The sequence below is a fragment of the Methylophaga sp. UBA3192 genome (genome assembly GCA_002363955.1).
Lineage (GTDB): Bacteria > Pseudomonadota > Gammaproteobacteria > Nitrosococcales > Methylophagaceae > Methylophaga.
In genome coordinates this window covers 551,245-574,924 of the sequence record DEXE01000003.1, presented here as the reverse complement: position 1 = coordinate 574,924, position 23,680 = coordinate 551,245, and the positions used below count along the sequence as shown (strand labels likewise).

28 protein-coding genes are annotated in these 23,680 nt (G+C 45.4%); 11 read left to right on the top strand and 17 right to left on the bottom strand.

All coding sequences use genetic code 11. From position 1 onward, the window contains the following. Positions 1-103: 103 nt before the first annotated feature. From B2337_RS04410 to B2337_RS04390, 5 genes are all read right to left on the bottom strand, one after another. The gene (locus tag B2337_RS04410; protein ID WP_292414085.1) at positions 104-724 is read right to left on the bottom strand and encodes a DUF7424 family protein; all 621 of its coding nucleotides are present in this window, start codon (positions 722-724) and stop codon (positions 104-106) included. 346 nt (positions 725-1,070) lie between these two features. Further along, a complete protein-coding gene (locus B2337_RS04405; protein WP_292362465.1) occupies positions 1,071-1,343 on the bottom strand; it encodes a type II toxin-antitoxin system YafQ family toxin in 273 nt (90 codons plus the stop codon). Continuing rightward, entirely contained in the window at positions 1,336-1,614 is a 279-nt protein-coding gene (locus B2337_RS04400; protein WP_292362464.1) for a type II toxin-antitoxin system RelB/DinJ family antitoxin, read from the bottom strand. Before B2337_RS04400 ends, B2337_RS04405 begins: the two co-directional genes overlap by 8 nt. A gap of 157 nt (positions 1,615-1,771) precedes the next feature. Further along, positions 1,772-2,239: a GNAT family N-acetyltransferase gene (locus tag B2337_RS04395; RefSeq protein ID WP_292414084.1), complete on the bottom strand. Its 468-nt coding sequence runs from the start codon at positions 2,237-2,239 to the stop codon at positions 1,772-1,774. Positions 2,240-2,348: 109 nt separating this feature from the next. Continuing rightward, complete coding sequence (locus tag B2337_RS04390) at positions 2,349-3,404, bottom strand: succinylglutamate desuccinylase/aspartoacylase family protein (RefSeq protein WP_292362462.1); 1,056 nt, start codon at positions 3,402-3,404, stop codon at positions 2,349-2,351. A gap of 312 nt (positions 3,405-3,716) precedes the next feature. On the opposite strand from B2337_RS04390, the gene B2337_RS04385 reads away from it, so the two are divergent. Genes B2337_RS04385 through B2337_RS04375 form a run of 3 tightly spaced genes read left to right on the top strand, consistent with a single transcriptional unit; the run spans position 3,717 to position 6,054 of the window. Then, entirely contained in the window at positions 3,717-4,022 is a 306-nt protein-coding gene (locus B2337_RS04385; RefSeq protein ID WP_292362460.1) for an iron uptake protein, read from the top strand. A gap of 3 nt (positions 4,023-4,025) precedes the next feature. Then, positions 4,026-5,726 (top strand): PepSY-associated TM helix domain-containing protein, encoded by a 1,701-nt coding sequence (locus B2337_RS04380; RefSeq protein ID WP_292414083.1) that lies wholly within the window; start codon positions 4,026-4,028, stop codon positions 5,724-5,726. After that, on the top strand, positions 5,719-6,054 hold the full coding sequence (locus tag B2337_RS04375; RefSeq protein ID WP_292362458.1) for a DUF3325 domain-containing protein: 336 nt from the start codon (positions 5,719-5,721) through the stop codon (positions 6,052-6,054). The genes B2337_RS04380 and B2337_RS04375 overlap by 8 nt, the downstream gene beginning before the upstream one ends. 8 nt (positions 6,055-6,062) lie before the next feature. Here B2337_RS04375 and B2337_RS04370 read toward each other — a convergent pair whose 3' ends face one another. From B2337_RS04370 to htpG, 6 genes are all read right to left on the bottom strand, one after another. Next, on the bottom strand, positions 6,063-6,467 hold the full coding sequence (locus B2337_RS04370; protein WP_292362457.1) for a phosphate-starvation-inducible PsiE family protein: 405 nt from the start codon (positions 6,465-6,467) through the stop codon (positions 6,063-6,065). A gap of 114 nt (positions 6,468-6,581) precedes the next feature. Beyond that, positions 6,582-7,175, bottom strand: a complete 594-nt coding sequence (locus tag B2337_RS04365) for a hypothetical protein (protein WP_292362456.1) — start codon at positions 7,173-7,175, stop codon at positions 6,582-6,584. A 4-nt stretch (positions 7,176-7,179) separates the two neighbouring features. After that, the gene (locus B2337_RS04360) at positions 7,180-8,451 is read right to left on the bottom strand and encodes an NAD(P)/FAD-dependent oxidoreductase (protein ID WP_292362455.1); all 1,272 of its coding nucleotides are present in this window, start codon (positions 8,449-8,451) and stop codon (positions 7,180-7,182) included. Between the two features lie 12 nt (positions 8,452-8,463). Further along, positions 8,464-9,360: an Hsp33 family molecular chaperone HslO gene (gene hslO / locus B2337_RS04355; protein ID WP_292362453.1), complete on the bottom strand. Its 897-nt coding sequence runs from the start codon at positions 9,358-9,360 to the stop codon at positions 8,464-8,466. Positions 9,361-9,518: 158 nt separating this feature from the next. Beyond that, complete coding sequence (locus B2337_RS04350; protein WP_292742489.1) at positions 9,519-10,550, bottom strand: DUF2157 domain-containing protein; 1,032 nt, start codon at positions 10,548-10,550, stop codon at positions 9,519-9,521. 244 nt (positions 10,551-10,794) lie between these two features. Continuing rightward, a complete protein-coding gene (htpG, locus tag B2337_RS04345; protein WP_292362451.1) occupies positions 10,795-12,702 on the bottom strand; it encodes a molecular chaperone HtpG in 1,908 nt (635 codons plus the stop codon). A gap of 212 nt (positions 12,703-12,914) precedes the next feature. Here htpG and B2337_RS04340 point away from each other — a divergent pair, with 212 nt between their 5' ends. From B2337_RS04340 to B2337_RS04315, 6 genes are all read left to right on the top strand, one after another. Further along, positions 12,915-13,457: an ATP-dependent zinc protease gene (locus tag B2337_RS04340; protein ID WP_292414081.1), complete on the top strand. Its 543-nt coding sequence runs from the start codon at positions 12,915-12,917 to the stop codon at positions 13,455-13,457. A 156-nt stretch (positions 13,458-13,613) separates the two neighbouring features. Then, positions 13,614-14,366, top strand: a complete 753-nt coding sequence (locus tag B2337_RS04335; protein ID WP_292362449.1) for an endonuclease/exonuclease/phosphatase family protein — start codon at positions 13,614-13,616, stop codon at positions 14,364-14,366. Positions 14,367-14,470: 104 nt separating this feature from the next. Further along, on the top strand, positions 14,471-15,406 hold the full coding sequence (locus B2337_RS04330; RefSeq protein WP_292362448.1) for a sodium-dependent bicarbonate transport family permease: 936 nt from the start codon (positions 14,471-14,473) through the stop codon (positions 15,404-15,406). Positions 15,407-15,734: 328 nt separating this feature from the next. Then, positions 15,735-17,045 (top strand): MFS transporter, encoded by a 1,311-nt coding sequence (locus B2337_RS04325; protein ID WP_292362447.1) that lies wholly within the window; start codon positions 15,735-15,737, stop codon positions 17,043-17,045. Positions 17,046-17,175: 130 nt separating this feature from the next. Continuing rightward, entirely contained in the window at positions 17,176-18,090 is a 915-nt protein-coding gene (locus tag B2337_RS04320) for a cation diffusion facilitator family transporter (RefSeq protein ID WP_292362446.1), read from the top strand. Positions 18,091-18,181: 91 nt separating this feature from the next. Next, positions 18,182-18,511, top strand: a complete 330-nt coding sequence (locus tag B2337_RS04315; protein ID WP_292362445.1) for a cold shock domain-containing protein — start codon at positions 18,182-18,184, stop codon at positions 18,509-18,511. 6 nt (positions 18,512-18,517) lie between these two features. Here the strand turns inward: B2337_RS04315 and fucP are convergent, their stop codons facing one another. The 3 genes from fucP to B2337_RS04300 all read right to left on the bottom strand — a co-directional run bounded on the left by fucP (position 18,518) and on the right by B2337_RS04300 (position 21,058). Next, the gene (fucP, locus tag B2337_RS04310) at positions 18,518-19,795 is read right to left on the bottom strand and encodes an L-fucose:H+ symporter permease (protein ID WP_292362444.1); all 1,278 of its coding nucleotides are present in this window, start codon (positions 19,793-19,795) and stop codon (positions 18,518-18,520) included. A gap of 89 nt (positions 19,796-19,884) precedes the next feature. Further along, the gene (locus B2337_RS04305; RefSeq protein WP_292414079.1) at positions 19,885-20,337 is read right to left on the bottom strand and encodes a thioesterase domain-containing protein; all 453 of its coding nucleotides are present in this window, start codon (positions 20,335-20,337) and stop codon (positions 19,885-19,887) included. Beyond that, positions 20,330-21,058: a type 1 glutamine amidotransferase gene (locus B2337_RS04300; RefSeq protein ID WP_292414078.1), complete on the bottom strand. Its 729-nt coding sequence runs from the start codon at positions 21,056-21,058 to the stop codon at positions 20,330-20,332. Before B2337_RS04300 ends, B2337_RS04305 begins: the two co-directional genes overlap by 8 nt. A 220-nt stretch (positions 21,059-21,278) precedes the next feature. On the opposite strand from B2337_RS04300, the gene B2337_RS04295 reads away from it, so the two are divergent. Together B2337_RS04295 and B2337_RS04290 are read left to right on the top strand one after the other, a co-directional pair. Next, positions 21,279-21,821: an SgcJ/EcaC family oxidoreductase gene (locus tag B2337_RS04295; protein WP_292414076.1), complete on the top strand. Its 543-nt coding sequence runs from the start codon at positions 21,279-21,281 to the stop codon at positions 21,819-21,821. A 98-nt stretch (positions 21,822-21,919) separates the two neighbouring features. Further along, positions 21,920-22,069: a DUF3096 domain-containing protein gene (locus B2337_RS04290; RefSeq protein ID WP_014707945.1), complete on the top strand. Its 150-nt coding sequence runs from the start codon at positions 21,920-21,922 to the stop codon at positions 22,067-22,069. Positions 22,070-22,271: 202 nt separating this feature from the next. Here the strand turns inward: B2337_RS04290 and B2337_RS04285 are convergent, their stop codons facing one another. From B2337_RS04285 to B2337_RS04275, 3 genes are all read right to left on the bottom strand, one after another. Continuing rightward, a complete protein-coding gene (locus tag B2337_RS04285; RefSeq protein ID WP_292414075.1) occupies positions 22,272-22,805 on the bottom strand; it encodes a hypothetical protein in 534 nt (177 codons plus the stop codon). A 75-nt stretch (positions 22,806-22,880) separates the two neighbouring features. Then, positions 22,881-23,204, bottom strand: coding sequence for a hypothetical protein (locus tag B2337_RS04280; RefSeq protein WP_292362439.1), 324 nt, complete (start codon positions 23,202-23,204; stop codon positions 22,881-22,883). Between the two features lie 70 nt (positions 23,205-23,274). Further along, complete coding sequence (locus B2337_RS04275) at positions 23,275-23,667, bottom strand: gamma-glutamylcyclotransferase family protein (RefSeq protein ID WP_292414074.1); 393 nt, start codon at positions 23,665-23,667, stop codon at positions 23,275-23,277. Positions 23,668-23,680 lie beyond the last annotated feature (13 nt).

Here is a 23,680-nt window from a genome sequence, read left to right as displayed (position 1 = left end):
ACAGCATTAATCGAGATTAACAAGGTATCAAAGGGGAGCGTGTAATCAGCTTGGATGGCCCCTTGATTTTCATTGATTTGAATTTTTATTCTTGACCTAGATATCACTGATACTCAAGTATTACTACTTGATGATCGGTTAGTAGCTGATCAATGGAGACATCAGAAAGGGATATTTTGATAGTTGCATCTTTTTTGAAGGTACCTGTGCCAATTGTGTATGGATGCTCCTGTAAATATGCAGATATAACTTTAATATCAAATTCATCATTAGTTTTTAAATTTATTTCAATGTAATAATCGTTAGAAACATAGGAACGACTATTTTCATCTTCCAACCTTTTAACAAAATCTTCTTTCGCAGCCATACCCATTAAAGTGAATTCATTGCTTACAAGATTCAAATCAGTAACAGGCGAGCGAGAGTCTTTTATAATTGCAACGGGTATTTTGAAATGAGCCCATGTGTCCATTTTTTGAGTAAAACATTCAACGTATTCTGCACCTTTAAACAATTGCGGTGTTTTTGCTTTAGCGTTGACTAATGAATCAGATTCTCTGCGTGAATCTTCATAATCATTGCAGGATGGTATTTCAAGATACAAGCTGGCTGTTAAATTTTCGGGGGTTTCATTTCTGAGCTGATCGGTTGAAACATCAATAACGGTGTCTACTTTGCATGCCGAAAGGATTAAAAAAATAGGTAATAAAATCGTTTTTTTCATTGTGTCGTTTTCCTTCCCAAAGTTTTTAAATTTAAGGTCAGATTAACACTATGTTTTCACTGCTTCATTCTGTTTGAATAAATTTGATTTCATAATCAAGCTGGCTGACACCTTGATTTCCCCTTGATTTCCCTTGATTTTGCATAATCAAGCTGGCTGACACCTTGATTTTCTGCTCTGCTCCTAAATATCTCTGGTGGCAACTATGGAAATAATGTTTTGATACATGGCTTAGCGTCCATGATCCGTGAGGCCTACGCAAAGACTTTACGCCCGGCTATAACGTTACAGCAAGCATTTAACAGATTTTATTGTTGAGTAAGGTTTAATACCGTTCACCAGCCTGCTATCGAAACAAGTCGGCATGAGTGCCTATTCTGGCCAGCTTGAGCGAGGTATTGTCGAGTTTATAAATTAAAACCAAGTCAGGTTTTATGTGGCAGTCTCTATAATTTTGCCAATTGCCAGACAGCGGGTGATCAACATACTTTTCCGGGAGCGTTTCGCCGAGTTGTAGTTGTTTAATGACGTGGCCGACCTCAATTACATCGGCAATTGGCCGTTTCACTATTTTCTTAAAGTCTTTTTTAAACTGGGTCGAGTACTCAAGTTTAAGCATTATCCAATTTACCAATGTTCAGTTCCTTGAACAGTGTTTCAATATCGCTGGCAGAATTTGCCTTGCCCGTCTCTAACTCGGCGATAGCTGCGGCTGTTGTTGCATTAGGCTGTTTCATTCTCAGCTCAAACGGTATACCGCCATAATTGATTACCGCCTTGGCAAAAAGCTTTATGGCTTGAGATGGGCTAAGTCCCATATCCTCGCAAACGTTCGTAAAAGCTAACTTGGTCTCGTGGTCAATTCGGGTACTCAGCATTTCTGTTTTCATATCATCACCATTTGTATAACTATGTATTACATAGCCTGAAAAATTGTATCAAATGTATGAAGTAAGTCCAAGCTGAGCTACCATTTGGATCGTGCAAAACGGGTTACCTGTCGGCAGCATTTAAAGATGATTCGATATAATCTCTTTGCACAATCGCTCAGTATTTAGCTGTGTGATTTACTGACTTAATCATGTCGATATGCGGTAGACAATCTTCATCATACGGTTCTCCAGAAGCATGAAAACCAAGTGATGTATAGAACTGTTGTAAGTAAACCTGTGCTGAGATTTTGATGTCATTGTCTGGAAATTTGAGTTCAATGAATTTGATAGCTTCTTCCATCAGTGCTCTACCGATTCCTTGCGCCCTGAATTTTTTAACGCTCATCACGCGGCCAATCGACGGCTGGTTGCTTTTAATTCCCGGCTCAATAACTCTGGCGTAAGCGGCCAGTTCACCATTTACCAGGGCAGATAGATGCCAGGCGTGAAGGTCCAAATCATCGGTTTCCTGATAGGGACAATGTTGCTCGACAACAAAAACCGATTCACGCGCTTTGATGATCTCGTAAAGCTCGATGGTAGTTAAAGATTCCAAACGAGACCATTTAAACTCGAGCTTCATGTCATTTTTGCTCCCAGGCGCTGTTGATGAACTTTATTCCTGATAACGTCGCTACAGCAAGCAGTTATGAATTTGCCTGTCGAGTGACAATAGTATTCAGGCTAATTTCTTAGTTTTCCTGCTCAATTCCAATGGTTACAGGTGTTTCGCCTGCCTTAACCGGCGGGGTGTCGTTAATCATCAATACAGTTCCGCTTACGGGTGCGGTTAACTCGGCGACGATATTGCCAAAATAATCTCTGATATCTCCGACGATGGTGCCCTTTTCTACGGCACTGCCGATTTCAACGCGTGGGGTGAATAAACCATCGGCCGGGCTGGCAACGGATTTGAGTTTGTCATAGATGATCGGATCTGAATGCGGCATTGGTTTGCCGGGCAGCATTTCCAGAAAGTACAGCGCATTTCGCGACAGCGTTAGCGTGTCTTCAACTGATGCTTCATCACGTTGACCAAGATGACCTATTTCAGTGGTGAGGCCGGGTTTGCCGCGTGTCATGGCGGTATTCGGATAGGAAATCGAATTGGCCGGATCGCGTGGACGTTCGCCATACATTACGATATGTTGCATACCGATGGCTTTGGCGAATTCAAAGGTCAGATCGTCCAGTTGTTGATCACCGACAAACGGTGAATAGACGTGTGGCCATAACTGCTGATTCCAGCTGCCGGAATGCATATCAATCAGAAAATCGATGCGGCTGATAAATTCACGGGTAAAAAACTCGGCCAGTTGTTCGGTGGGGGTACCGTTTTTATCACCGGGAAATTCGCGATTAAGATTTTTATTATCGGCAGGATGCAAAGCAACCCGGCGGGCATGAAACCCCGGCAAGTTAGCCAGATGCACCATTATTAACGTGCCTTTTAATTGTTTTGCATCGACCTCTTCGCGCAGACGTTGCAAAGCCAAAATGGCTGGAAACTCATCCCCGTGCACTCCGGCTGTGAGTAATAACACCGGCCCGGGTTGTGTGCCATGTATCACGGTGACGGGCACTTTAATATCATGTTCTTCGGCGATATAAGAATGTGATTGCCCTGCTTCGGTCTTCACTTTGGCAAGTTCGAAGGGAGCTTGAGCAAATGCCGAACTACTGGCTAAAAGCCATAACACCAACATCCATTGTTTTACAAAGAAATGGCTTCGCTTATTGTTATTCATGTCGGTTCATGTTTCCTGAAGTTTAAAAAATCGTTGGGCTTTAAAGCATCCATTAAATTTATAGCATTGCTGTCAATAGGTGTTGTTTTACAAAGGCTGAAATTATTGAACTACAAAGCTGGTTGTACTTATCAAACAGTGGCGATTCGATTACCAGGGAGAAGCGCTGTGGATGAATTTTTCCCCTTTAATTAAAAAGCATACCGCTATACAATGTGAATGTTAATTATTATCATTTAGCATTAGATTTTAGCAATTCACAGAGTGTTATCTCTCAGTGATGCATTTCGTTTTTCAGACAGGTCCGTTTTCATGCCGAATTTTTCCTCTCCCGCCTGGCCAGTTGCCAGCCGGATTTTTGCCAGTCTGGTGGGCGGCTATCTGTTCACCTGGGGCCTGATTGCCATCACTATTGCGGCTTTGATTCCGTTGGGTGTGGAATTTCATGATGTTGAAATGGGCATGTTGATGCTGGGCTTACTGGTCTATCTCAGTCTGTTTTTATGGGGAATGGCAACAGATAAGTTAATTCGGTTATGGCTGATTCTGTTTGGGGGTGGTGTGGTAATGACCGTGCTGGCCAGTGTTGTGCAACAGTCATTTTTACAAGGAATTTAAACCATGTTCAGTAGCTTTCGACAATCAATGGCCTGGCTGCATACCTGGTTTGGTCTGACCCTGGGTTTTATTCTGATGGTGGTGTTCTTTTTTGGCAGCCTGTCCGTTTTTGATCGTGAAATTGATCGCTGGTCAATTCCGGAAAGCCGTTTTGAACCACAGGTGATGCCATCCTTTGATGAGATGTTGCTGCCGATTCTTCGTTCGGTTGAACCCAATGAGCAGGATTACAACACCAACATGCCGCTGCTGCATGATTTGAGTCAGGGGCCGATGACTCCTCGTACCGAATTACCAGCCGATGAATTCTGGGCTTACACCACGCATCGTGATCCGGTGCTGATTATGGGTGTTGGCTTTCTGGTGCCGCAGCCACTCGACCCTGAAGGTCATAATCATATTCATGGCAATATCACCATTGATCCACGTACTGGTAAGGCGTTCCCCGATGACCAGCTGAAAATCGGCAGCAAGTTTTTCTATCCGATGCATTACAGCCTGAACTGGAACTGGAATCGCATTGGCATTTATATCGTCGGTATTGCCGCCTTTATTATGATGGCGGCTTTAGTCAGTGGGGTGATTATTCATCGTAAGCGTTTCCGTGAGTTTTTTACCTTCCGTCCAGACAAACAAACGCAGCGCAGTGTGCTGGATTTGCATAATCTCACCGGCATGGTGGCATTGCCGTTTCATTTCTTTTTTACCTTTACCGGTCTGGTGATCTTTGCCAGCTTTTTCTACTTTCCGGTGACACATACTCAGCTGGAGCCCTTACATGATTACCATGAAATGGTTGAGGCCAGCGAAACCGGTTTACCGCATGACCGTGCCGGGGTGGCCTCTGAGATAGCTTCTGTGGATGCCATGGTGGCGCATGCCAAACAACGCTGGGCTGAGAAAGAGATGCCGGGTGAAGTCGGCTTTTTGAAAATCACGCATGTGGATGATGCCAACAGCTTTGTCAGTATTTATCGTGCCGGTAGTGATCGGGTTGCTCTGGTAGGTGAAGGCATGCACTTTAATGCCAGTACCGGTGAGTTAATTCGTGAAGAACCACCCCGCTCTGCGGTTTCTGAAATCAACGAATTTCTGACCGGACTGCATTTACAGCATTTTGAACATTGGCTGCTGCGTTGGTTGTATGTATTTGGCGGATTGGTCGGAGCCATCTGTATTGCTACCGGCTTTATCTTCTTTGTCGAAAAACGTAAACGTCAGCATACATTGCAGGGCAGCTCCGGCAGTCAGATAGTTGATGCACTGGCTGTCACGACTGTGACTGGCATGTTGGTGGCTACCGTCAGCATGTTGGTGGCAAACCGCTTATTACCCGCTGAAATGATCGGTAAAGGTTACTGGGAACAGGTGGTGTTCTGGGGAAGCTGGAGTGTGATGTTACTGCACGCCTTCTGGCGCAGTTCTGCGATTCGCCATCTGCACATTTCACCCGCTTGGCGTGAACAAAGCATTTTATTTGCTGTGCTTGCCGTTGCTGCCGTGATCCTTAATTGGGTGACGACAGGCGATCATTTATTGGAAACAGCATTTCATTACTGGCCGGTTGCCGGGGTGGATTTAAGCTTGCTGGTCAGCAGTGCTGTCGCGATTTATGCCGCAAGATTCCTGAAAAAACGTGAGAATGTTGCTGTGAATAAAGCCATTGAATTTTCAGCACAAAAACTGGAGACCAGCCGTGGTTGAAGTCATTTGTTGGTTAGCCGCCATTTTTATCACTCTATTGGGTATGGCTTGTCTTTCTCTCAGCCTGCCCAATCACTGGCGTCAGGTGGTTGGTAACGAAACCAGTCTGCCCTCTTCAGTCGAACAACTTCGTTTACGTATTGTGGGTTATTGCAGTCTGGTTGCCGGTTTACTACTTTGTCTGGCCGCCGACCATCCCACTATGGCGGTATTAGTCTGGGTAATGCTGCTTAGCCTGGCTGGAAAAGGCATTGCCAGCATACTGACCTGGCGTCAGCATTGGCTTAAACCATTGTTGTTGATGTTCAGCCGAAACGGGCTCAACTAAGGTTCGGCCTAATCAACGGATTCACGGCTTTTCTCAAACAGATTGGTTTGACAATAATGAATGACGATTATTGATAACCCCAGCAGAAGAATCGCAACGGTAACACCCAGAATTCGCCAGGTATCAATGTTTTTCATATCCAGAATCAGGTAACGCGCTAAAGCCACAATGGCGATATATAATGGAAACTTGATGGGTAACTCACCTGACTTGTAATAAACCGCCACCATGGTCAGCACTTCCAGATAGATAAACAGCAACAATAAATCGGTCAGTAAGACGGTACCGTTTTCAAACATAAAATTGATTTCAATTCCCACGGCCACCAGCGTGGCGATGGCAACGATGATCAGCCCGATATCCTGAGCAATTGCCAGAGAATGATTCACCACAGCTTTGATTTTTTCTGACATGCAGACTACCCCAATAAATTTTGCAGAGCAGATAGTATCAGCCAATTATGTCAGTAAAGTTGTCTGCAATTCCAAAAATGACGTTTGAAGTGGACTGTGAGACAAGCTGTCTGTTCAGGGGTTAACCTGCCAATTTGATAACAACGGCCAGCCTTCGATTTCACTGCCCAGTTCAGTAAGCCACTGCCCTATGACTTGATTGGAGTTATTCAAAACACTGTATGTCATCGGGTAATGTACAAATTCGAGGTCAAAATCTTGTCGATAGATCCGTGATGCCTGGTTTTGCTGATAAACAGTGTCGAGTTTCTGCTGTAAAGCATCGACTGCTGAGGCTTCTGCTTCAAGTGAAACAATAGTTAACACCGCTATTTTGACTTGCTCATGGATGTTTTCAGGCGTTGCCGGTCCCGAGAGTTGTTTACGACCTAACGCCGCCTTGGTTGGCACGAAGATGGCTCTGACACCCGAAAATATACCGGTTTTACCCTCAGCATAATAGCGCCAGTCGCCGTAGGAATAACGTGCCAGATCACCCTGTTTATCTTCAATGATCAAACTGGAGTGTTGCCCATGATCAAGTACAAACACGGCTCGTGGAATTTCCGGGGATTTAGGTGGCGTGATCCGGCCGGAGCAACCGCTTAATATCAGTATGATAGGAATGATTAAGCTCAGCCACCACATTCTGATATAAGTTGCTTTCATTAGATTATTTAATTTTGCTGATCCCGAAACAACGTAGCAGACAGCGTTCGTAGAAGGATTCAGGCAATCCGCGTTTCATACGGAACAGAAAGTATTTTTCAAAGGCGATTTTCGCTATTTGCACCCAACGGCCTTTTTTCATCCAGGCCAGATTGCGTGGTGGAATTTGTGGTAAGGCAACAAACGCGGCACCGGTATGCCCCATATCGGCCAGACACACCGCATTCAAACTGGCCCGTGTTTCAATTGGACGCTCTTCTAAGGCAGCCTGAATATTGGCTACGGCAGCTTTCGCCATACTTTCAATCATATAGCCGGTTTTGGGTACGCCCACCGGTAAAGCTGTCGCTTCAACTGGTGGAATCGCCACACAGACACCGACACCATAGATATTCGGGTAAGCAGGATTACGCTGAAATTCATCGACTTTCAGAAAGCCTCGTGGGTTGACCAAATCCTCACTCAGATTTGCAACACAGTCGACACCCTTAAATGCTGGAATTAACATACTGTAATCAAACGCCAGTTGATGGGTTTTGATGGTCTCAGCATTATCATCCACCTGCTCGACCAGCATTTTGCCTTTGCTGATGGACTTAACCCGGGCATTGGTGATCCACTTGATATCGTTTTTACGAAATTCGGATTCAAACAGTCCTTTGGAATCACCAACTCCCCCCAAGCCCATGTGGCCGATATAAGGCTCCGGCGTGACAAATGTCATCGGTACCCGATCCCGTACTTTGGCTTTGCGTAATGCCCGGTTCATGATGAAGGCAAATTCGTAGGCGGGACCAAAACAGGAAGCCCCTTGCACTGCACCCACGACAATTGGACCAGGATTTTTCAATAAATGACGCCAGGCATGATAGCTGTCTTCAGCATGGCTCACCGTGCAGATGGAATGGGTATGGGCTTGCGGACCAAAACCTTCGATTTCATCAAAGGCCAGTTTGGGACCGGTAGCAATAATCAGATAGTCGTAATTGAGAATGGTGTTATCACCCAGCAAAACCTGATTAGTGGCGGGTTTGATTTTGGTGGCGCCAGAGTCGTAGAAATCGATGTTTTTACTGGATAACACGGATACCAGTTCAAAGCTGATATCAGCACGCTTTCGCCAGCCCACGGCTACCCAGGGATTGCTGGGTACAAAGTGAAAAATCGGTGTATTGGATACCACGCTGATATGGTGTGTTTTGTCTAAAGCTGCCCGGCATTCATAAGCAGCCGGTAAACCACCGGTACTCGCACCGATAATGACAATATGCGCCATGTTTATTCCAGGTTAATGCAAAGTATCTGAATCATTCTGGATATTCAGCGGGTCACTGAATAACCCCGCCACATCCACCGGATCAAACTGATAATGCGTGTTACAGAACTCACAGGCCAGTTCGACAAAGCCACGTTCGGCAATGATATCTTCTGCTTCCTGTCGCCCCAGCAGCTTGATAGTATCAGCCACCCGTTGACGTGAACAGGTACAGGCAAATTCCAGCATGGTTGTACTCAATAAACGCACCATTTCTTCATGAAATAATCGATATAACAAGGAGACTGCATCCAGATTCAACAGTTCTTCATTCGTGACTGTTTCGGCCAGAAAATTGATTCGGGTCCAGTTCTCATCATGTTGTTCGGGATCCTGCTCGGGTAATTGCTGAAGCATCAAACCGCCGGCAGTGTGTTCATCTGTGGCTAACCAGATACGGGTTTTTAATTGCTCGGATTGAGCAAAATATACTTCCAGCATTTCCGCAATCGTTTCGCCCTGCACACTGACAATACCTTGGTAGGGTTGCTTGGCTTCTACATTTTCAATGGTAATCGCCAGATTCCCCTCACCTAACAACTCCTGCATGGTGGCGTCATCAGCAATTTCCCCCTCCCAGTTCGCCAGACCTCGTAAAGTATGGTCACTGGTACATTCAACCATAAGCAGCGAAACCGGACCATCAGAACGGCATTGCAACACCAGTCGACCCGACATTTTGACGGTCTCAGCCAGTAATGCCGCAGCAGAGAGCATTTGCCCCAGCAAGGAAGCCACTGCCGGTGGGTATTCGCGCTGAACTTTAACGATCTGCCAGGTTTGCTTGAGTTGCACCCATTCCCCACGAATAGCGGCATTATCAAAAATAAAACGTTGTAAATGATCTGCCTGAATGGCGTCGTCTTGCATGATGATTCCTCATACTGCATCTAGCGGGTGGTTATGTGGCAAATAAAAATACCGGGGATTAACCGGCATTTTAACGTATCTGATAACAAGTGGGGCTTATGGTGAAGAAGATCAAGCCATAAATGCTTAAAGCAGGAATCTGCTTTAAGCATCTGCATTCAGCGTTTTTTAGCAGCTAGAAATTCTCTTAGTGTAACTGGCAGATGGGCCTGAATGCTCTCACTGATTTGTTGTTCATGTTTCTGCCACAAAACACCCAGATAAATCAGCCCAAGACCGATAGCGGTCAGTGCAATAGGAAACAGCAGACTGTCCTTGAAAACCACATTGGCAAGATGCCCAAGGTAAAAGGCCGAGCCCAGTGCACCGAATACCACAAATACCCGCCGTGATATCACTACACCAATACCAATCATCAACAGATTAATACTGAAATAGATGAATTTAGCCAACTCACTATCAGAGTATTGTGAGGTCATACCGCCCCAGAACGCTATCACACCAAACAGATATAACCAGAAAGCATAATCACCTGATTTGTAACCCCGCATATCTACCCAGAACGCAAACAGTGTCATCGCCAGACCAAAGTACATCGACACCAAAGCACGCAGTTCAAAGTTGGCATAGCCACCAACCATCATGGCGGCAATATCCATCGACAGATACCATAGTGTCACGGCAATCGGCATTAATAAAAACGGATAACGGTAGCGATAAAAAATCACCGCGCCCACTATCAGTGTACCCAATTCCATATATAACCAATGCCACTGGATATAACGATGGTAATCACGATAAACACTCGCATCCGGCCACCAGCCCATCCCTTGCTGTAAGCCATAAAGAGCCAGCGGTGTCAGTGCCACCACAAACGTCGCACAAATCCCGGCAGGAATGGCATAACCTTTTGTTTGAAACCGATTAGCCAGTTTGAGTCCCACACCGGCATACGCCAGACTGATAAAGAATATCCCCCAGCCACCAAAGCTTTCCCAGCCCAGGGTCATAAACAGGGTCATCGCCCCAATGGCAATCAAGCCGCCCATATAATAAAGCACATGGGTAAAGTCAAAACTGGGACCAGACGATGGTTGGGATTTAAATAATTCGAATAGCTTTTCTGCCTGATCCTGGGAGATAAGCTGTTGTTTAACAGCTGAATCAAGCTGTTTTTTAGTGATATTCATCAGCGCTGTCCTTCGCGATGGTTAGAGTGTTTTTTTTCGAGGAATTAGATTGTGATTCGATCGTGGGGTTTTGGCAAGTGTGATGAAAACAGGGGTGGATTGTTGGGTTACATGCTTCAACCCAACCTACCATGAACAAATGTTTTTAGAGCCGAAAATTAGGCTTTAAGTTTAAGCAGTCAGGGGAAGATATGATGAAAAAGCCCATTACTCGTACAACTCAGAGTAATGGGCTGATTTCAGATTAAGCGCGTTGCAATAGCATTGCGTTCAGTTTTTTCACGAAGCTGGCCGGATCTTCCAGTTGTCCGCCTTCGGCCAATAAGGCCTGGTCAAACAGGATTGAAGTCCAGTCACCGAATTGTTCGTCGTTCTGTTCATCTTTCAGTTTGGCGACCATTGGATGTTCCGGATTGAGTTCCAGAATCGGTTTGCTGGCAGAGACCTGTTGGCCAGCCGCTTTCAGCATACGTTCCAGATTACCGCTCATATCGTAATGATCGGCTACCAGACAGGCGGGTGAATCGGTCAGACGATGAGTGATACGTACATCTTTGACTTTATCATCCAGTGTTTTCTTGACCCGCTCAACCAGATCTTCGAAGTTTTTCTCAACTTCTTCGTGGGCTTTTTTCTCTTCCTCGTCTTCCAGCTCACCCAGATCCAGATCGCCTTTAGCAACCGATTGCAGGTGTTTGCCATCAAAGTCGGTCAAAGAATTGACCAGCCATTCATCGACACGATCCGTCAGCAACAGGACTTCAATACCTTTCTTACGGAACACTTCCAGATGCGGGCTGTTTTTCGCCGCCGCATAGCTTTCGGCAGTGATGTAATAGATTTTGTCCTGCTTGTCTTTCATCCGGCTGACATAGTCTTCCAGGGAAACAGTTTGCTCGTCATTGCCGGATTCGGTGCTGGCAAAACGCAGTAATTTCGCCAACGTTTCTTTGTTGGCAAAGTCTTCGCCCGGACCTTCTTTGATCACCTGACCGAATTCTTTCCAGAATTCAGCATATTGTTCCGGTTCGTTATTCGCCATTTTGTTCAGTTCAGAGAGAATTTTCTTCACTGAAGCGGCACGAATAGTGTCGATGACTTTGCTGCTTTGCAGAATTTCACGCGATACGTTTAATGGCAGATCGTTGGTATCAATCACTCCGCGAATAAAACGCAGATAGCGAGGCATCAGCTGTTCGCTGTCTTCCATGATGAAGACACGTTTTACATACAGCTTGATGCCGTGCATGCGGTCACGATCCCACAGATCAAAAGGTGCTTTGGATGGGATATACAGTAGTGAAGTGTATTCGGTATTACCTTCGACTTTATTATGGCTCCAGCTCATTGGATCCTGGAAGTCGTGGGCGATTTGTTTGTAGAACTCTTTGTACTGCTCTTCAGTAATGTCGTTTTTAGACAACGTCCATAATGCCGTGGCTTTATTGACGGTTTCATCTTCGATAATGCTTTCATCGATGTTGCCTTCTTCATCAGGCACAGGCTCTTTCAACATAACGATTGGCAGATTGATGTGATCGGAATATTTACGAATCACGTTACGCAGACGCCAGCCATTAAGAAACTCGTCTTCACCTTCACGCAGGTGCAGCGTCACTTCCGTTCCACGTGTCGGCTTTTCAATGGTTTCAATATTAAACTCACCTTCTCCGGCTGACTCCCACATCACACCATGTTCTTTGGTGGTGCCGGCACGGCGGGTTTTCAGTGTCACCTTATCAGCAACAATAAATGCGGAATAAAAACCCACACCAAACTGGCCAATCAACTGTGAATCTTTGGCTTGATCACCGGTTAACTGTCCGAAAAATGCTTTGGTACCGCTACGGGCAATGGTACCGATATTGTCGATAACTTCCTGACGGGTCATGCCAATACCATTATCACTGATGGTGATGGTACGGGCTTCTTTATCAAAAGCGACGCGAATATTCAGATCGCCATCTTCTTCATATAAAGCATCATCGGACAAGGCTTCAAAACGCAACTTGTCGGCAGCATCGGCCGCATTGGAAATCAGCTCACGCAGAAAGATCTCTTTGTTGCTGTAAAGCGAATGAATCATCAGGTTGAGAAGTTGTTTAACTTCTGTCTGGAAACCCATTGTTTCCTTATGTGCATCAACGCCCATTTCTGTGTTGCCTCCATCTGGCTGTTTTAACGATAGCTCACAGATGGGGTTAGCAGGATTGGATATCAAGAGTACGACATAGCAAAAATCGTAAAAATTTGAGAATTCAGGCATTTAAACGCATTTAAGCTTCGATTTAACGTTAATGTGTTAGCCTGTTTTCGGCCATGATGCCCACCCAATTCCAGAAAAAAATGAAAAGGATAGACAGCATGCGTAAACTCACTTTGAGCTTGTTATTGGCTTTCGGCTTCACAGCCCATGCCAATGAAAACAAAGTCGATATTGAAGAACAATCGGTTCTGGGCCATGAGGAAATCGTTACATTATTTCCTGGCGAAATCCAGACCAAAGCACGGATTGATACGGGAGCTGCAACAAACTCAATGTATGCCGTTAATACCCGGGTTTTCGAAGAAAACGGGGAGGAACGGATCCGTTTCACATTTATAGATCACGAAGATAATGAACATATCCTGACACGCCCAATCGTGGATAAAGTGACTATCAAACAGGCCAGCGGCAAACAAACCCGTTATGTTGTAGAAATGGGCTTATGTGTAGGTAATCATTATGAAGAAAGCCGCTTTACGCTGGCTGACCGCAGTCGTATGACGTTCCCGATTCTGGTCGGTCGCAACTTCCTGGAAAATTCCTTATTAGTGAGTTCATCGGAAAAAATGGTTGCATCCCCGGAATGTGAAGTGAAACTGGCAAAAAAAGATCCGGAAGAACTTCCCGAGGTACAACCTTGATTCTCTGATCGCTATTACATAAGCCACATTACATAACGTCGGTTCATCGTTGAACCGGCGTTTTTTTTGGTTACGATTCAATGGACTTAATATAGGTCATATTTTCTACCCAAAAGAGATGTTACTGTATTACTTTAAGCTTTTTTCAGAGATGGAATGTCCAAACAATCACTTAGAATCCTGACTTATAACCTGCACAAAGGCTTTAATACCGGCAATCGGCAGTTCATCCTGCATGAAATGCGGGAAGCCCTGCGAAAAGCGGATGCCGATATTATGCTGTTGCAGGAAATTCAGGGTGAACACATAGGTCATCAGCAGAAACATCAGCATTGGCCGGATTGTCCTCACTGTGACTTTATTGCTGAAGATATGTGGCCGCATTTTGCCTATGCCAAAAATGCGGTGTATAGCGTGGGGCATCATGGCAATGCCATTCTCAGTAAATATGCCCTGCAAAGCTGGGAAAATATCAATGTTTCTCCGTATTCCTGGGCCAGCCGTAGTTTGTTACACGGCGTCATTCATATTCCCGATACCCAAAATGAACTTCATATCGTCTGTCTGCATCTTGGTCTGACTGGAACCGAACGTAAACGCCAGCTGCAAACGCTGTGTGAACGTATCGATGAGCATGTTCCCCATAATGCGCCACTGATTGTTGCCGGTGATTTTAATGACTGGAATGGTCAGGCGGAAAAACACTTCACTCAACGCCTTGATTTGAAAGAAGCCTTTCGGACTCTGCACAAAAGACATGCCCGTACATGGCCGTCATGGATGCCGATTTTTAAAATGGATCGTATTTATTATCGTGGCCTTGAGCCCACTTTTTGCGAATGCCCTCCCCACTCCTCCTGGAAAATGTTATCAGACCATGCGCCGCTCATTGCAGCGTTTGAATTTTAAAAACAAGCCCTATCAAATTTCCTCTATTGAATATTTTTTCGGAGATATCTGGTTAGATCGTTACAATAGGCTTCTTGCCTAAGGTCTAATTTCAAGGAGTGCTTGTGCCTGACATAGTTGTCATGTTTTTCTTGTTAGGTTTAGTCGGTGGTCTGGTTAAATCCGATCTGGCTATTCCCAAAGCGGCTTACGATGTTTTAAGTCTGCTTTTAATGCTGACCATTGGTCTCAAGGGTGGTATGGCCTTACATGGCAATATGGGCTGGGGCCTGCTACCAGAACTGCTATCAGTTGCCTTGTTAGGTTTTTTGATACCGCTGATTTTATTTCCCCTGCTGTGGAAAGTGGTGCGTTTGAACCTGGCAGACAGTGCCAGTTTTGCTGCACATTATGGTTCGGTCAGTGCCGGTACCTTTGCTGTTGCACTCGCTTATGCCGAGAGCAATCAAATGATTATCGGTGGTCAGGTCACCCTTTACCTGGTGTTACTGGAATTACCCGCTATTGTTATCGGTTTAATGCTGTACAGGCATTTTAGTGGTGTTAAACAAGCCTCATCCGGTGGCATGCTGAGCATATTGCACGAGTCTTTAACCAATAGAGGCGTGATTTTGCTGGTTGGGGGCGTGATAATCGGCTGGATGTACGGTCCGAGGCAAGGGGCTGGGGTGACCGATCTATACACCGGTGCATTTATGGGCGTACTGGCCCTGTTCCTCCTGGAAATGGGAATTGTCGCCGCAGAAGCGTTGAGCAAATTATCCCGCGATAAAATTCCGGTGGTGATTTTTGCCATCGTCGCTCCGACCATTCTGGCCCTGGCAGGATTGTTCACCGGTAAATTGCTTGGCCTGCCTAATGGCTCTGTATTAATTCTGGCAAGTTTGACAGCCAGTGCTTCCTATATTGCCGCGCCAGTGGCTGTTCGCTCGGCCATTCCACAAGCGGATATTGGATTAGCCATGCTGGCAGCACTGGGGCTGACTTTCCCTTTTAATGTCATCATCGGTATTCCGCTGTATCACAGCCTGATTGGTTAAATATCCTTCCATACCCGGCACGATGGCCTGTTGATCTCTCAGAACCGCTTCGGCGTTTGTGGCGATGAAAGATCAACAGGCCATCGTCAATCTGCGCATCTCTCAACATTTTCATGCGGTTCGACAATTGCATGTGTCTTTAAACAATCTTCAGAGCAGGAGAATCCGGAGAGCAGGTTTAGCCTGTGAAGGCCGATAGAATGCGGTTTTAGTCATGCATCGCACTCCGGAACGCTATCTTTATCCAAGTCAATCACAGCCTTATTTTGGTGCGTGTTGATTCATTAAGAAACAAAACGGACATTCAGAGAAAGAGAAGGAGCACAACATGCAATCTCTGACACTGCTAAAACCCATTCAATCAATATTGTGGAGCGTCGCTCTGCTGCTACTTGGTAATGGGTTGATCAGTACTCTGCTCACTCTGCGCGGGACCAGTGAAGGCTTTACCAGTGCCGTGATGGGCATGATCATGTCGGCCTATTTCGTCGGATTTATCTGTGGTACCTGGGTCAGCGGTCGTTTAATTCGCCGGATGGGACATATTCGCACCTTTGCTTTCTGCGCCTCAGTCTGTGCCACCACCACTCTGTTACATATTATCGTTATTGATCAATGGGCCTGGATGGGCTTTCGCTTTTTTTATGGTCTGGCATACATCACACTGATGACGGTGATTGAAAGCTGGCTTAACAGTCAGGCCGCCAGCCATGAACGTGGCCGAATCTTTGCGTTTTATATGGTGGTCAACCTGGGCGCACTTGCCGTTGCACAACAGATGCTGCATCTTGATTCGCCAGAAGGATTTTTATTATTCGCTCTGGTATCCATTCTGGTGAGCTGGGCGATTCTGCCATTAACATTAACGCGACGTAATCAACCGAATATTGCCACTGAAAGACCTAAAAGCAGTCTTAAAACGTTATTGAAAATTGCGCCTCTGGCAGTTGCCGGCGCATTTTTGTCAGGATTGGCCATGGGGGCTTTCTGGGCAATGACACCCATTTATGCCACTCAACTGGGTTATGGCATCAGCGGCATTGCGACGATTATGAGCTTGACGATTATCGGTGGCGCTGTTTTACAAATCCCTATTGGACGTTATTCCGATAAACATGACCGACCTAAAGTGATGACCTGGGTGGTGATCATGGCAGCGATACTGGCGCTATTAATGACTATCGCTCCTTCACAACGCTTCCTGTTCGGCATCTTTTTTCTCTGGGGCGGTTTGTCGTTTTCCATTTATCCGTTGGCAGTTGCTCAGTTAATTGATCAGCTGCATCCCGATGAAATTGTCTCCGGCTCATCTGATATGTTGGTTTTGCATGGTGCAGGCTGTGCATTTGCGCCGATTATTGCTGGTTGGTTAATGACCGTAGTTGGCGCTCATGGTCTACCGGTTTATATTGGAATCGTGTTATTGATGCTTGCTGGTTATACGACTTACCGTCGACGCCATGTCATCGACCTGGTCAGCGGTAAGAGCGCCCATTTTGAACCCATGGTGCAAACCAGTGCCCAGGCGTTGAACATGATGTTTGATCAACAACAACGCGATTTGTTTGATGATCCGAGCTTTTATGGGGAAGAAGAACAGAACCGTATCATCAATGCGTTACGCCAGAGTGGTTCATGATTTGTTACAGCATTTTTTATAGACATATACGTTAATAACCGTGATCCTTGCCAAGCGGAAAATCTGGCAGAATTGAATTATTAAGCTCACGTAGCCATCCGCTTTGTTATTAATCGATCCCGGATGCAACATGGAACACAGTCACCCACATCACCATCAGGTCGCTAACTATAATCGCGCTTTTGCGATTGGTATTTTATTAAATGTGGTGTTTGTCATTATTGAAGCCAGCTATGGCATTTTGGCTGGTTCAATGGCTTTACTGGCCGATGCAGGACATAACTTAAGCGATGTAGTGAGCTTGTTGCTCGCCTGGGGTGCCAGCGTTCTGGCCAAAAAAGCCGCCACCGAAAAACGCACGTATGGCTTTCGCAAAGCCACCGTTATGGCAGCCTTACTCAGTTCCATTATGTTGTTAATTGCGTTGGGCGGCATTGCCTGGGAATCCATCAACAGAATGTTCAATCCGCAGCCGGTTCAGGGTATGACGGTAATCGTAGTGGCCAGTATCGGTGTCGTCATCAACACGATTACCGCACTGTTATTTTTCAAAGGGCAGCAGCATGACTTGAATATTCGTGGTGCTTTTCTGCATATGGCCGCTGATGCAGCAGTATCGCTTGGTGTTGTTATTGCCGGGATTTTTATTCTGTTTAAAAACTGGTTATGGATTGATCCGCTGGTCAGCTTGCTGATCGTGATGATTATTCTGATTGGTACCTGGCGTTTATTACGTGAATCGTTAAATTACGCGATGGACGCCGTGCCAGAAAATGTGGATCTGCAAAAAATCCAGCAGTATTTACTGGATTGTGATCAGGTAGACTCGTTGCATGATTTACATGTCTGGCCGTTAAGTACCAGTGAAACAGCGTTAACTGTGCATCTGGTGGTAAAAGGCAGTCCGCTGGATAACGCTTTTTTATCCCAGCTACAACATGATTTACACGATCACTTTGCTATTGAGCATGCAACGATTCAGCTGGAGTCAGCGGATGATGCCAGTTTCTGTCTGCTCGGCAGCAATCATGACTGTCATCATTAATCCGCGTGGGCAGTGATTGTCCAGCATTCCTCCAGACCAATAACTCTGTTATGGTGCCTGGCTTAAATTATTTACAGAAACTGATATCAAAATGCATGGCAAGTTAATCAAGTGGAAAGATGACAGGGGGTTTGGCTTTATTCTCTGTGAGCATAATCAACAGGAAGTATTTGTACATATTTCTGCTTTTCCGAGTGGTAGCCCACGTCCTAAAGTCGGCGAAACACTGGATTTTGCAATAGAAACCACCCCAGAGGGTAAAACCCGGGCTATCAATGTCACTCGTGAAGCATCCTTAAAAACCAGAAACTCGCCCATTAAACTGAGTAAAGCTCCCGGAAAAACCACTAAAACCATCAGTGTCCTTATTGCATTGATCGTGTTTGGTTTGATTGCCGTAAGTGTGTCTCAAAATTTTTAATGTTTTCTAACACACTCTCTTAGAACGTACATCAAAATAACCATAGGCAGCGACCACCAGAAAGCAGATACCGGGGACAACATAAGAAATCGCCGTAGTAAACACATCAATGAATGCACCTTGAACTAACGGCAAAAGCGCTCCGCCAAGAATCGCCATCACCAGTCCAGCGGCCCCGAATTTGGTATCTTCGCCTAAACCTTTTAATGCCACTCCGTAAATAGTCGGGAACATAAGCGATAAACAGGCAGATATCGACACGACAGCCCAAACCCCGGAAATAGTCGGGTTCAGCATCGCAAACAAGCATAACGCCGATCCTGTTATTGCCAGTATTGTCATCAGCACGGTGGGACGAACATAGCCCATCAACCATGTCATCGCAAAGCGTGACACCAGAAACACCAGCAAACTGTATTGCAGATAAACGCTGGCATCGGCCGCTGTTCCACCGATTGCCTGCTGCACGTATTGAATGGTAAAAGTCCAGGCACAGACTTGCGCCGCTACGTTAAAAAATTGTGCGATCACGCCAAACCGGTAATGAGGATTGGCCATCAATCGTTTCAGCGTCTGAGTGAAATGTAACTCACTGATGCTCGAAGCGACGGCTTCTCGCGGTTGCGGCACTTTTGAAAATAAAATCATCAGCCAGATCAACAATAATGCCAATGCCATACTGACATAGGGCAACATCACGGCTTTGAGCTCGGCGCCTTGTACCAGCTGTAATTCTTCGACCGTCATTAATGCCCGATCAGCCGCTTCAGCAATATGCAAATTCGGCAGAATCAAGGTGGCGGCAAGAAACACCCCAAGATTGGTACCCACGGGATTAAAGGCCTGCGCCAGATTTAGTCTGCGTGTGGCATTTTCCATCGGGCCCATCGCCATCACAAACGGATTAGCCGACGTTTCCAGAATCGATAAGCCTGACGCGAGAATAAATAACGCCGCAAGAAAATAATGATAATTCATTGCCAGACTGGCGGGATAAAACGCTAAAGCGCCTATTACGGCCAAACCTAAACCGCATAAAACACCGGTTTTATAGGAATATCGGCGATTGATAAATGCAGCTGGTATTGCCAGACAAAAATACGCCCCGTAATAGGCAAACTGTACCAACGCAGATTGTACGGTGCTCATAGCAAAGATTTGACTGAATACCTTAACCAATGGATCGGTCATATTGGCAGCCACGCCCCAGGCAGCAAAACAGGTAATCAATAAAATAAATACCAATCGCATTTCCGGATAGACAAAGGGCTGTTTGACCGACATAGAATCCTGGCTCCGTGCTTCGTTGCTGGCTTTGTTGTGCCGAGTGTATCAGTCATCCATCCAGCTATTGTCTGACTGATTGGGTCATTCTATTGGAAATCCTGCAGTGCAACATATTCTCCCGAAAACTTTCCTGCCAGGATGCCTCCGGAATATAAAACAGCCGTTAAACGAATACGGGCCTTTCCTTTGCGTCGCAGCATTTTGAGAAAGCCTGGCCAATCATGTTCATCCCTCAATGCGGCCGTGGCGGAAAAATCTGCGGTCATGGGCTTGAGATAAGCCATCTCATTGCGTTGAATCACCAAACGGGAAGCCAGCCCCTCTTCTGCCAAACGGGTCTGCAACAACGACCAGGCTGAAAGAATCGCCAGCGTCGAAGCACTACCGCCAAACACGGTTTCCTGATGATTAATATTCGGGGCAATCGGCGCACATAACGTCAGTGTCTGCGGGGTGATCTCCCGCACCGATACCTGCATGGCTGCTGATAACGGGATATGTTGGTGGAGATATCGTTCCAGCCGTTGATTTTCAGTCATAATCAGCAAGCCTTTCGTTATCTGGATGTTTTGTTGCGGTATGTAAATACTCCAGTACGGCGCCCATTAACTGATTGATGCTCTGATATTTTGGTGGACCGGCAGATAGTATTTCACCCTCGGATTGCACATACGGTGCAGGTACCAGCTCATCAGCACAGTTCTCAACAATCGCCTGGGCAGAAGCCTCCGTAGTTTCAAGATGGAATTGCAAGCCAATCACCGATTTTCCTAACTGAAACGCCTGATTGCGACAGCCATAACTCTCAGCGATTCGCTCAGCACCTTCAGGTAAATCAAATGTTTCACCATGCCAGTGAAAAACCAGTGCCATTTCGGGAAACGTGAATAAAGATGAATTCACATTTGCTACAGCCTGAATCGGCCACCAGCCAATTTCTTTTTCATTATTGGGAGTCACTCTGGCGCCCATTGCACTGGCAATCAGCTGTGCGCCCAGACAAATCCCCAATACAGGTTTACCCGTTGCGATAAATTGCCGTATAAACTGCTTTTCAGCTTTTAGCCAGGGATACCCAGCCTCATCATTCACACTCATTGGCCCGCCCATTACCACCAGATAATCCACATCGCTGATTTCGGGTAATACGGCTTGCCGATAAAACGCCGTAGAACTGATTTGATAACCATTTTTATTGAACCAGGTTTCAATACTGCCCAAGCCTTCAAATGGCACGTGCTGAAAGTAATGTGCTTGCATTGTGCGATCCTGAATAAATTTGGCAACAGTTTAAAGCCAAATGTAAGAATAATTAAACTAATGAAAGCTTGTTAGCTTTCATTTTTCCAGACCCTGGAACCTAATAAAACGCAGTAACTTCACGGAGATAACGAAAAGTGGTACGGTCAAACACCATCTGAATCGAAATTTATCGGTTTTGATAAGGGAGAGTCTATAAACGGCATTGGAGAATATAACTATGACAAAAAATGCATTCCCACTCACGCGCATACTCAAACCGGGTTTTCTTATATTTTTGGGCTTGATGCTGATGGCCTGTGCGCCGGAACCAGAGGTAAAAGATGTTCAGGCCAGCGAAGCTGAAATTGAATATCTGTTTGATCGCTGGAACAACGCCCTGCAGACCGGAGATTCCGCCACAGTGACAGCTTATTACGCAAATGATGCTGTGCTTTTACCGACGTTATCAAACACCATTCGAACCGACCATGATGGAATTCGTGACTATTTTGACTATTTCCTGGTATTGCAACCTAATGGCCGGATTGACAAACAGCATATTTCTATCAACGGCAATGTTGCTATAAATACCGGTATTTATACTTTTACATTGACAAAACAAGAACAGGAAAAAAAGGTTCAGGCCCGTTATAGCTTTGTTTATGAACGTCAAAATGATGGTGAATGGTTGATTGTTAATCATCATTCTTCTGCTATGCCAGAAGAGATAGTTGAAAAGCCTGAGCTGATGGAAGATATTCTGATTGAGGAAAAAAGTTAGATTTGGTTTTATCCCTTAATATGCCCGGTTCGTATTCAGGCATACTGCTGAAGCAAATAACAAACATGCTATTTTTTTAGACAACAGAGGCTTACATTATGACTATTGCACTGACACCACTTATTTCATTGATCGCAGGTATTCTGATTTTGGTCGTGCCGAGACTGCTCAACTACATCGTGGCTATTTATCTGATTATTATCGGATTGGTTGGTATCTTCGGTGGCAATCTGAATATCACACCCTAAAATAACTTTTGTAATTAGGGCCTGTTGATGTTTCATAGGCGCCTTGTGAGACAAAAATATAGCCTCCTCCGGCAGTGGTGGCTCTGACAGATCAACAGGCCATGGGAAATCGCGGCGGTTATTTATGATTTCCGCCGCTTTTTTTGCCGTATCTACTGGTTTTCAATATAAATTTGATGGACCACTATTTATCTTTCCGTCATCATTCTTTTAAAGAAATCTTACGGCTGTCTGCCAGTTCGATTAATTGTTCAAGTGGATCAGCCAGTGCTTTGAGTCCTTCAGCAATTTCGTCTTCGCTATAACCCAGCTGCTGCATGGTAGCGACCTGGTTTTGCAGTAACTTTTGCATCGCCGCGATTTCCCTGAGCTGATTCATCTGTTTATCGTGGCGATTCTGTTCAGTAAGCTTCTGTTTTATCAAGCGATTTCGATAGGAAATATCTTTCCAGAGTTCGCGTAATTGTTCGATAACTTTATCCAGTCCCAACAGATTGAAATCGCCGGGAGAGTGGATCTCAATGGACTGAATAATAAGTCTGTGATGCGCTTTGACAGCAGATAATGAACCATATAACGCCATTTTAAGCTTCGGATTCTGGCCTTTGTATTTTAACTTTTCCAACACATAGAGCCGGTTATACAGAATATTAAGCTGGTGAAAAAAACGGTAAAAGTCCTCTACCGTCCAATCCTCAACAGCACTAAACCCGATTGGGCTAATAGACTCGGACAATCGCGGCCTCCTTGGTCATGATGTGATTGCTGATCGTAACAGGCTGAGTAAGTATCACCTTTCGACTGGCTTATTTCATTCCTCTTTACGGCTGATAATTTCACCTTCAATGATATGGGTTTCATGACGTGATTGCTGAGACGAGCGTTGTGAAAACGGTTGTTGTTGAGAAGCCGATTCCCGGGCTTTACGCATTTGTCTGCGTGCCCGGTAAAGCATCAGCGGAATCAGGATCCAGCTCAGCAACACCACAAAAACCAGCAGTGTCAGACTCAGCATCATTATCAGCCCCAGCATAATCCATGCAAAGATCCGTTGCAGCAAACCGGCAGACTGCAACTGTCTGAATTGTTGTTGCCAGGCTTGAGCTTGCTGGCGAAAAGCATCAGATCGAAACATATAACCTCTTTTTCAAGCACCTTTTGTGCTGGTTTGATAACTTAATGGTAGCGACATAGTGCCTGTTTAGTCATGGATTGAGAAAGTCACCGGAGGCAATAAGTTTCAATCCTGAGACCGGTCGATTATAGAGATATACCCAGGCTTTCAGTTTATGCCCATCCGACAGCGAAACCATTAACTGTTGCCGCACATATTCGTGTGGCTGAGAAAAACTGGAAGAACATTCTTCATAATCATCCAGAGCAGCAAACAGCAATTGGTAATTGTAAATCCGATACACTTCACCAAAAACCAGTTGCCGCGAATCATCGCTTGTTATTACGCCGGGATAATAATCAACCAGATACAATTGTCCTTGCAGCGTTCCAATATCGATGAATTCACAGAATCTTTGCAGCAAATCGTGACGAGTAGTGTCTTTACGTAAGGTACCGTATACAAAAAGATAGTTTTCAGTCATAGATTAAGGGCTG

Bases quoted from the DNA above. Each gene is read 5' to 3' on its own strand.
- B2337_RS04370 (WP_292362457.1), bottom strand. From the start codon at position 6,467: ATGTCAGAAAAAATCAAAGCTGTGGTGAATCATTCTCTGGCAATTGCT.
- B2337_RS04335 (WP_292362449.1), top strand. From the start codon at position 13,614: ATGTCCAAACAATCACTTAGAATCCTGACTTATAACCTGCACAAAGGC.
- B2337_RS04350 (WP_292742489.1), bottom strand. From the start codon at position 10,550: ATGAATATCACTAAAAAACAGCTTGATTCAGCTGTTAAACAACAGCTT.
- B2337_RS04360 (WP_292362455.1), bottom strand. From the start codon at position 8,451: ATGGCGCATATTGTCATTATCGGTGCGAGTACCGGTGGTTTACCGGCT.
- hslO (WP_292362453.1), bottom strand. From the start codon at position 9,360: ATGCAAGACGACGCCATTCAGGCAGATCATTTACAACGTTTTATTTTT.
- htpG (WP_292362451.1), bottom strand. From the start codon at position 12,702: ATGGGCGTTGATGCACATAAGGAAACAATGGGTTTCCAGACAGAAGTT.
- B2337_RS04410 (WP_292414085.1), bottom strand. From the start codon at position 724: ATGAAAAAAACGATTTTATTACCTATTTTTTTAATCCTTTCGGCATGC.
- B2337_RS04395 (WP_292414084.1), bottom strand. From the start codon at position 2,239: ATGAAGCTCGAGTTTAAATGGTCTCGTTTGGAATCTTTAACTACCATC.
- B2337_RS04290 (WP_014707945.1), top strand. From the start codon at position 21,920: ATGACTATTGCACTGACACCACTTATTTCATTGATCGCAGGTATTCTG.
- B2337_RS04380 (WP_292414083.1), top strand. From the start codon at position 4,026: ATGTTCAGTAGCTTTCGACAATCAATGGCCTGGCTGCATACCTGGTTT.
- B2337_RS04390 (WP_292362462.1), bottom strand. From the start codon at position 3,404: ATGAATAACAATAAGCGAAGCCATTTCTTTGTAAAACAATGGATGTTG.
- fucP (WP_292362444.1), bottom strand. From the start codon at position 19,795: ATGTCGGTCAAACAGCCCTTTGTCTATCCGGAAATGCGATTGGTATTT.
- B2337_RS04315 (WP_292362445.1), top strand. From the start codon at position 18,182: ATGCATGGCAAGTTAATCAAGTGGAAAGATGACAGGGGGTTTGGCTTT.
- B2337_RS04300 (WP_292414078.1), bottom strand. From the start codon at position 21,058: ATGCAAGCACATTACTTTCAGCACGTGCCATTTGAAGGCTTGGGCAGT.
- B2337_RS04320 (WP_292362446.1), top strand. From the start codon at position 17,176: ATGGAACACAGTCACCCACATCACCATCAGGTCGCTAACTATAATCGC.
- B2337_RS04295 (WP_292414076.1), top strand. From the start codon at position 21,279: ATGACAAAAAATGCATTCCCACTCACGCGCATACTCAAACCGGGTTTT.
- B2337_RS04325 (WP_292362447.1), top strand. From the start codon at position 15,735: ATGCAATCTCTGACACTGCTAAAACCCATTCAATCAATATTGTGGAGC.
- B2337_RS04400 (WP_292362464.1), bottom strand. From the start codon at position 1,614: ATGAAAACAGAAATGCTGAGTACCCGAATTGACCACGAGACCAAGTTA.
- B2337_RS04340 (WP_292414081.1), top strand. From the start codon at position 12,915: ATGCGTAAACTCACTTTGAGCTTGTTATTGGCTTTCGGCTTCACAGCC.
- B2337_RS04280 (WP_292362439.1), bottom strand. From the start codon at position 23,204: ATGTTTCGATCTGATGCTTTTCGCCAGCAAGCTCAAGCCTGGCAACAA.
- B2337_RS04305 (WP_292414079.1), bottom strand. From the start codon at position 20,337: ATGACTGAAAATCAACGGCTGGAACGATATCTCCACCAACATATCCCG.
- B2337_RS04405 (WP_292362465.1), bottom strand. From the start codon at position 1,343: ATGCTTAAACTTGAGTACTCGACCCAGTTTAAAAAAGACTTTAAGAAA.
- B2337_RS04385 (WP_292362460.1), top strand. From the start codon at position 3,717: ATGCCGAATTTTTCCTCTCCCGCCTGGCCAGTTGCCAGCCGGATTTTT.
- B2337_RS04275 (WP_292414074.1), bottom strand. From the start codon at position 23,667: ATGACTGAAAACTATCTTTTTGTATACGGTACCTTACGTAAAGACACT.
- B2337_RS04365 (WP_292362456.1), bottom strand. From the start codon at position 7,175: ATGAAAGCAACTTATATCAGAATGTGGTGGCTGAGCTTAATCATTCCT.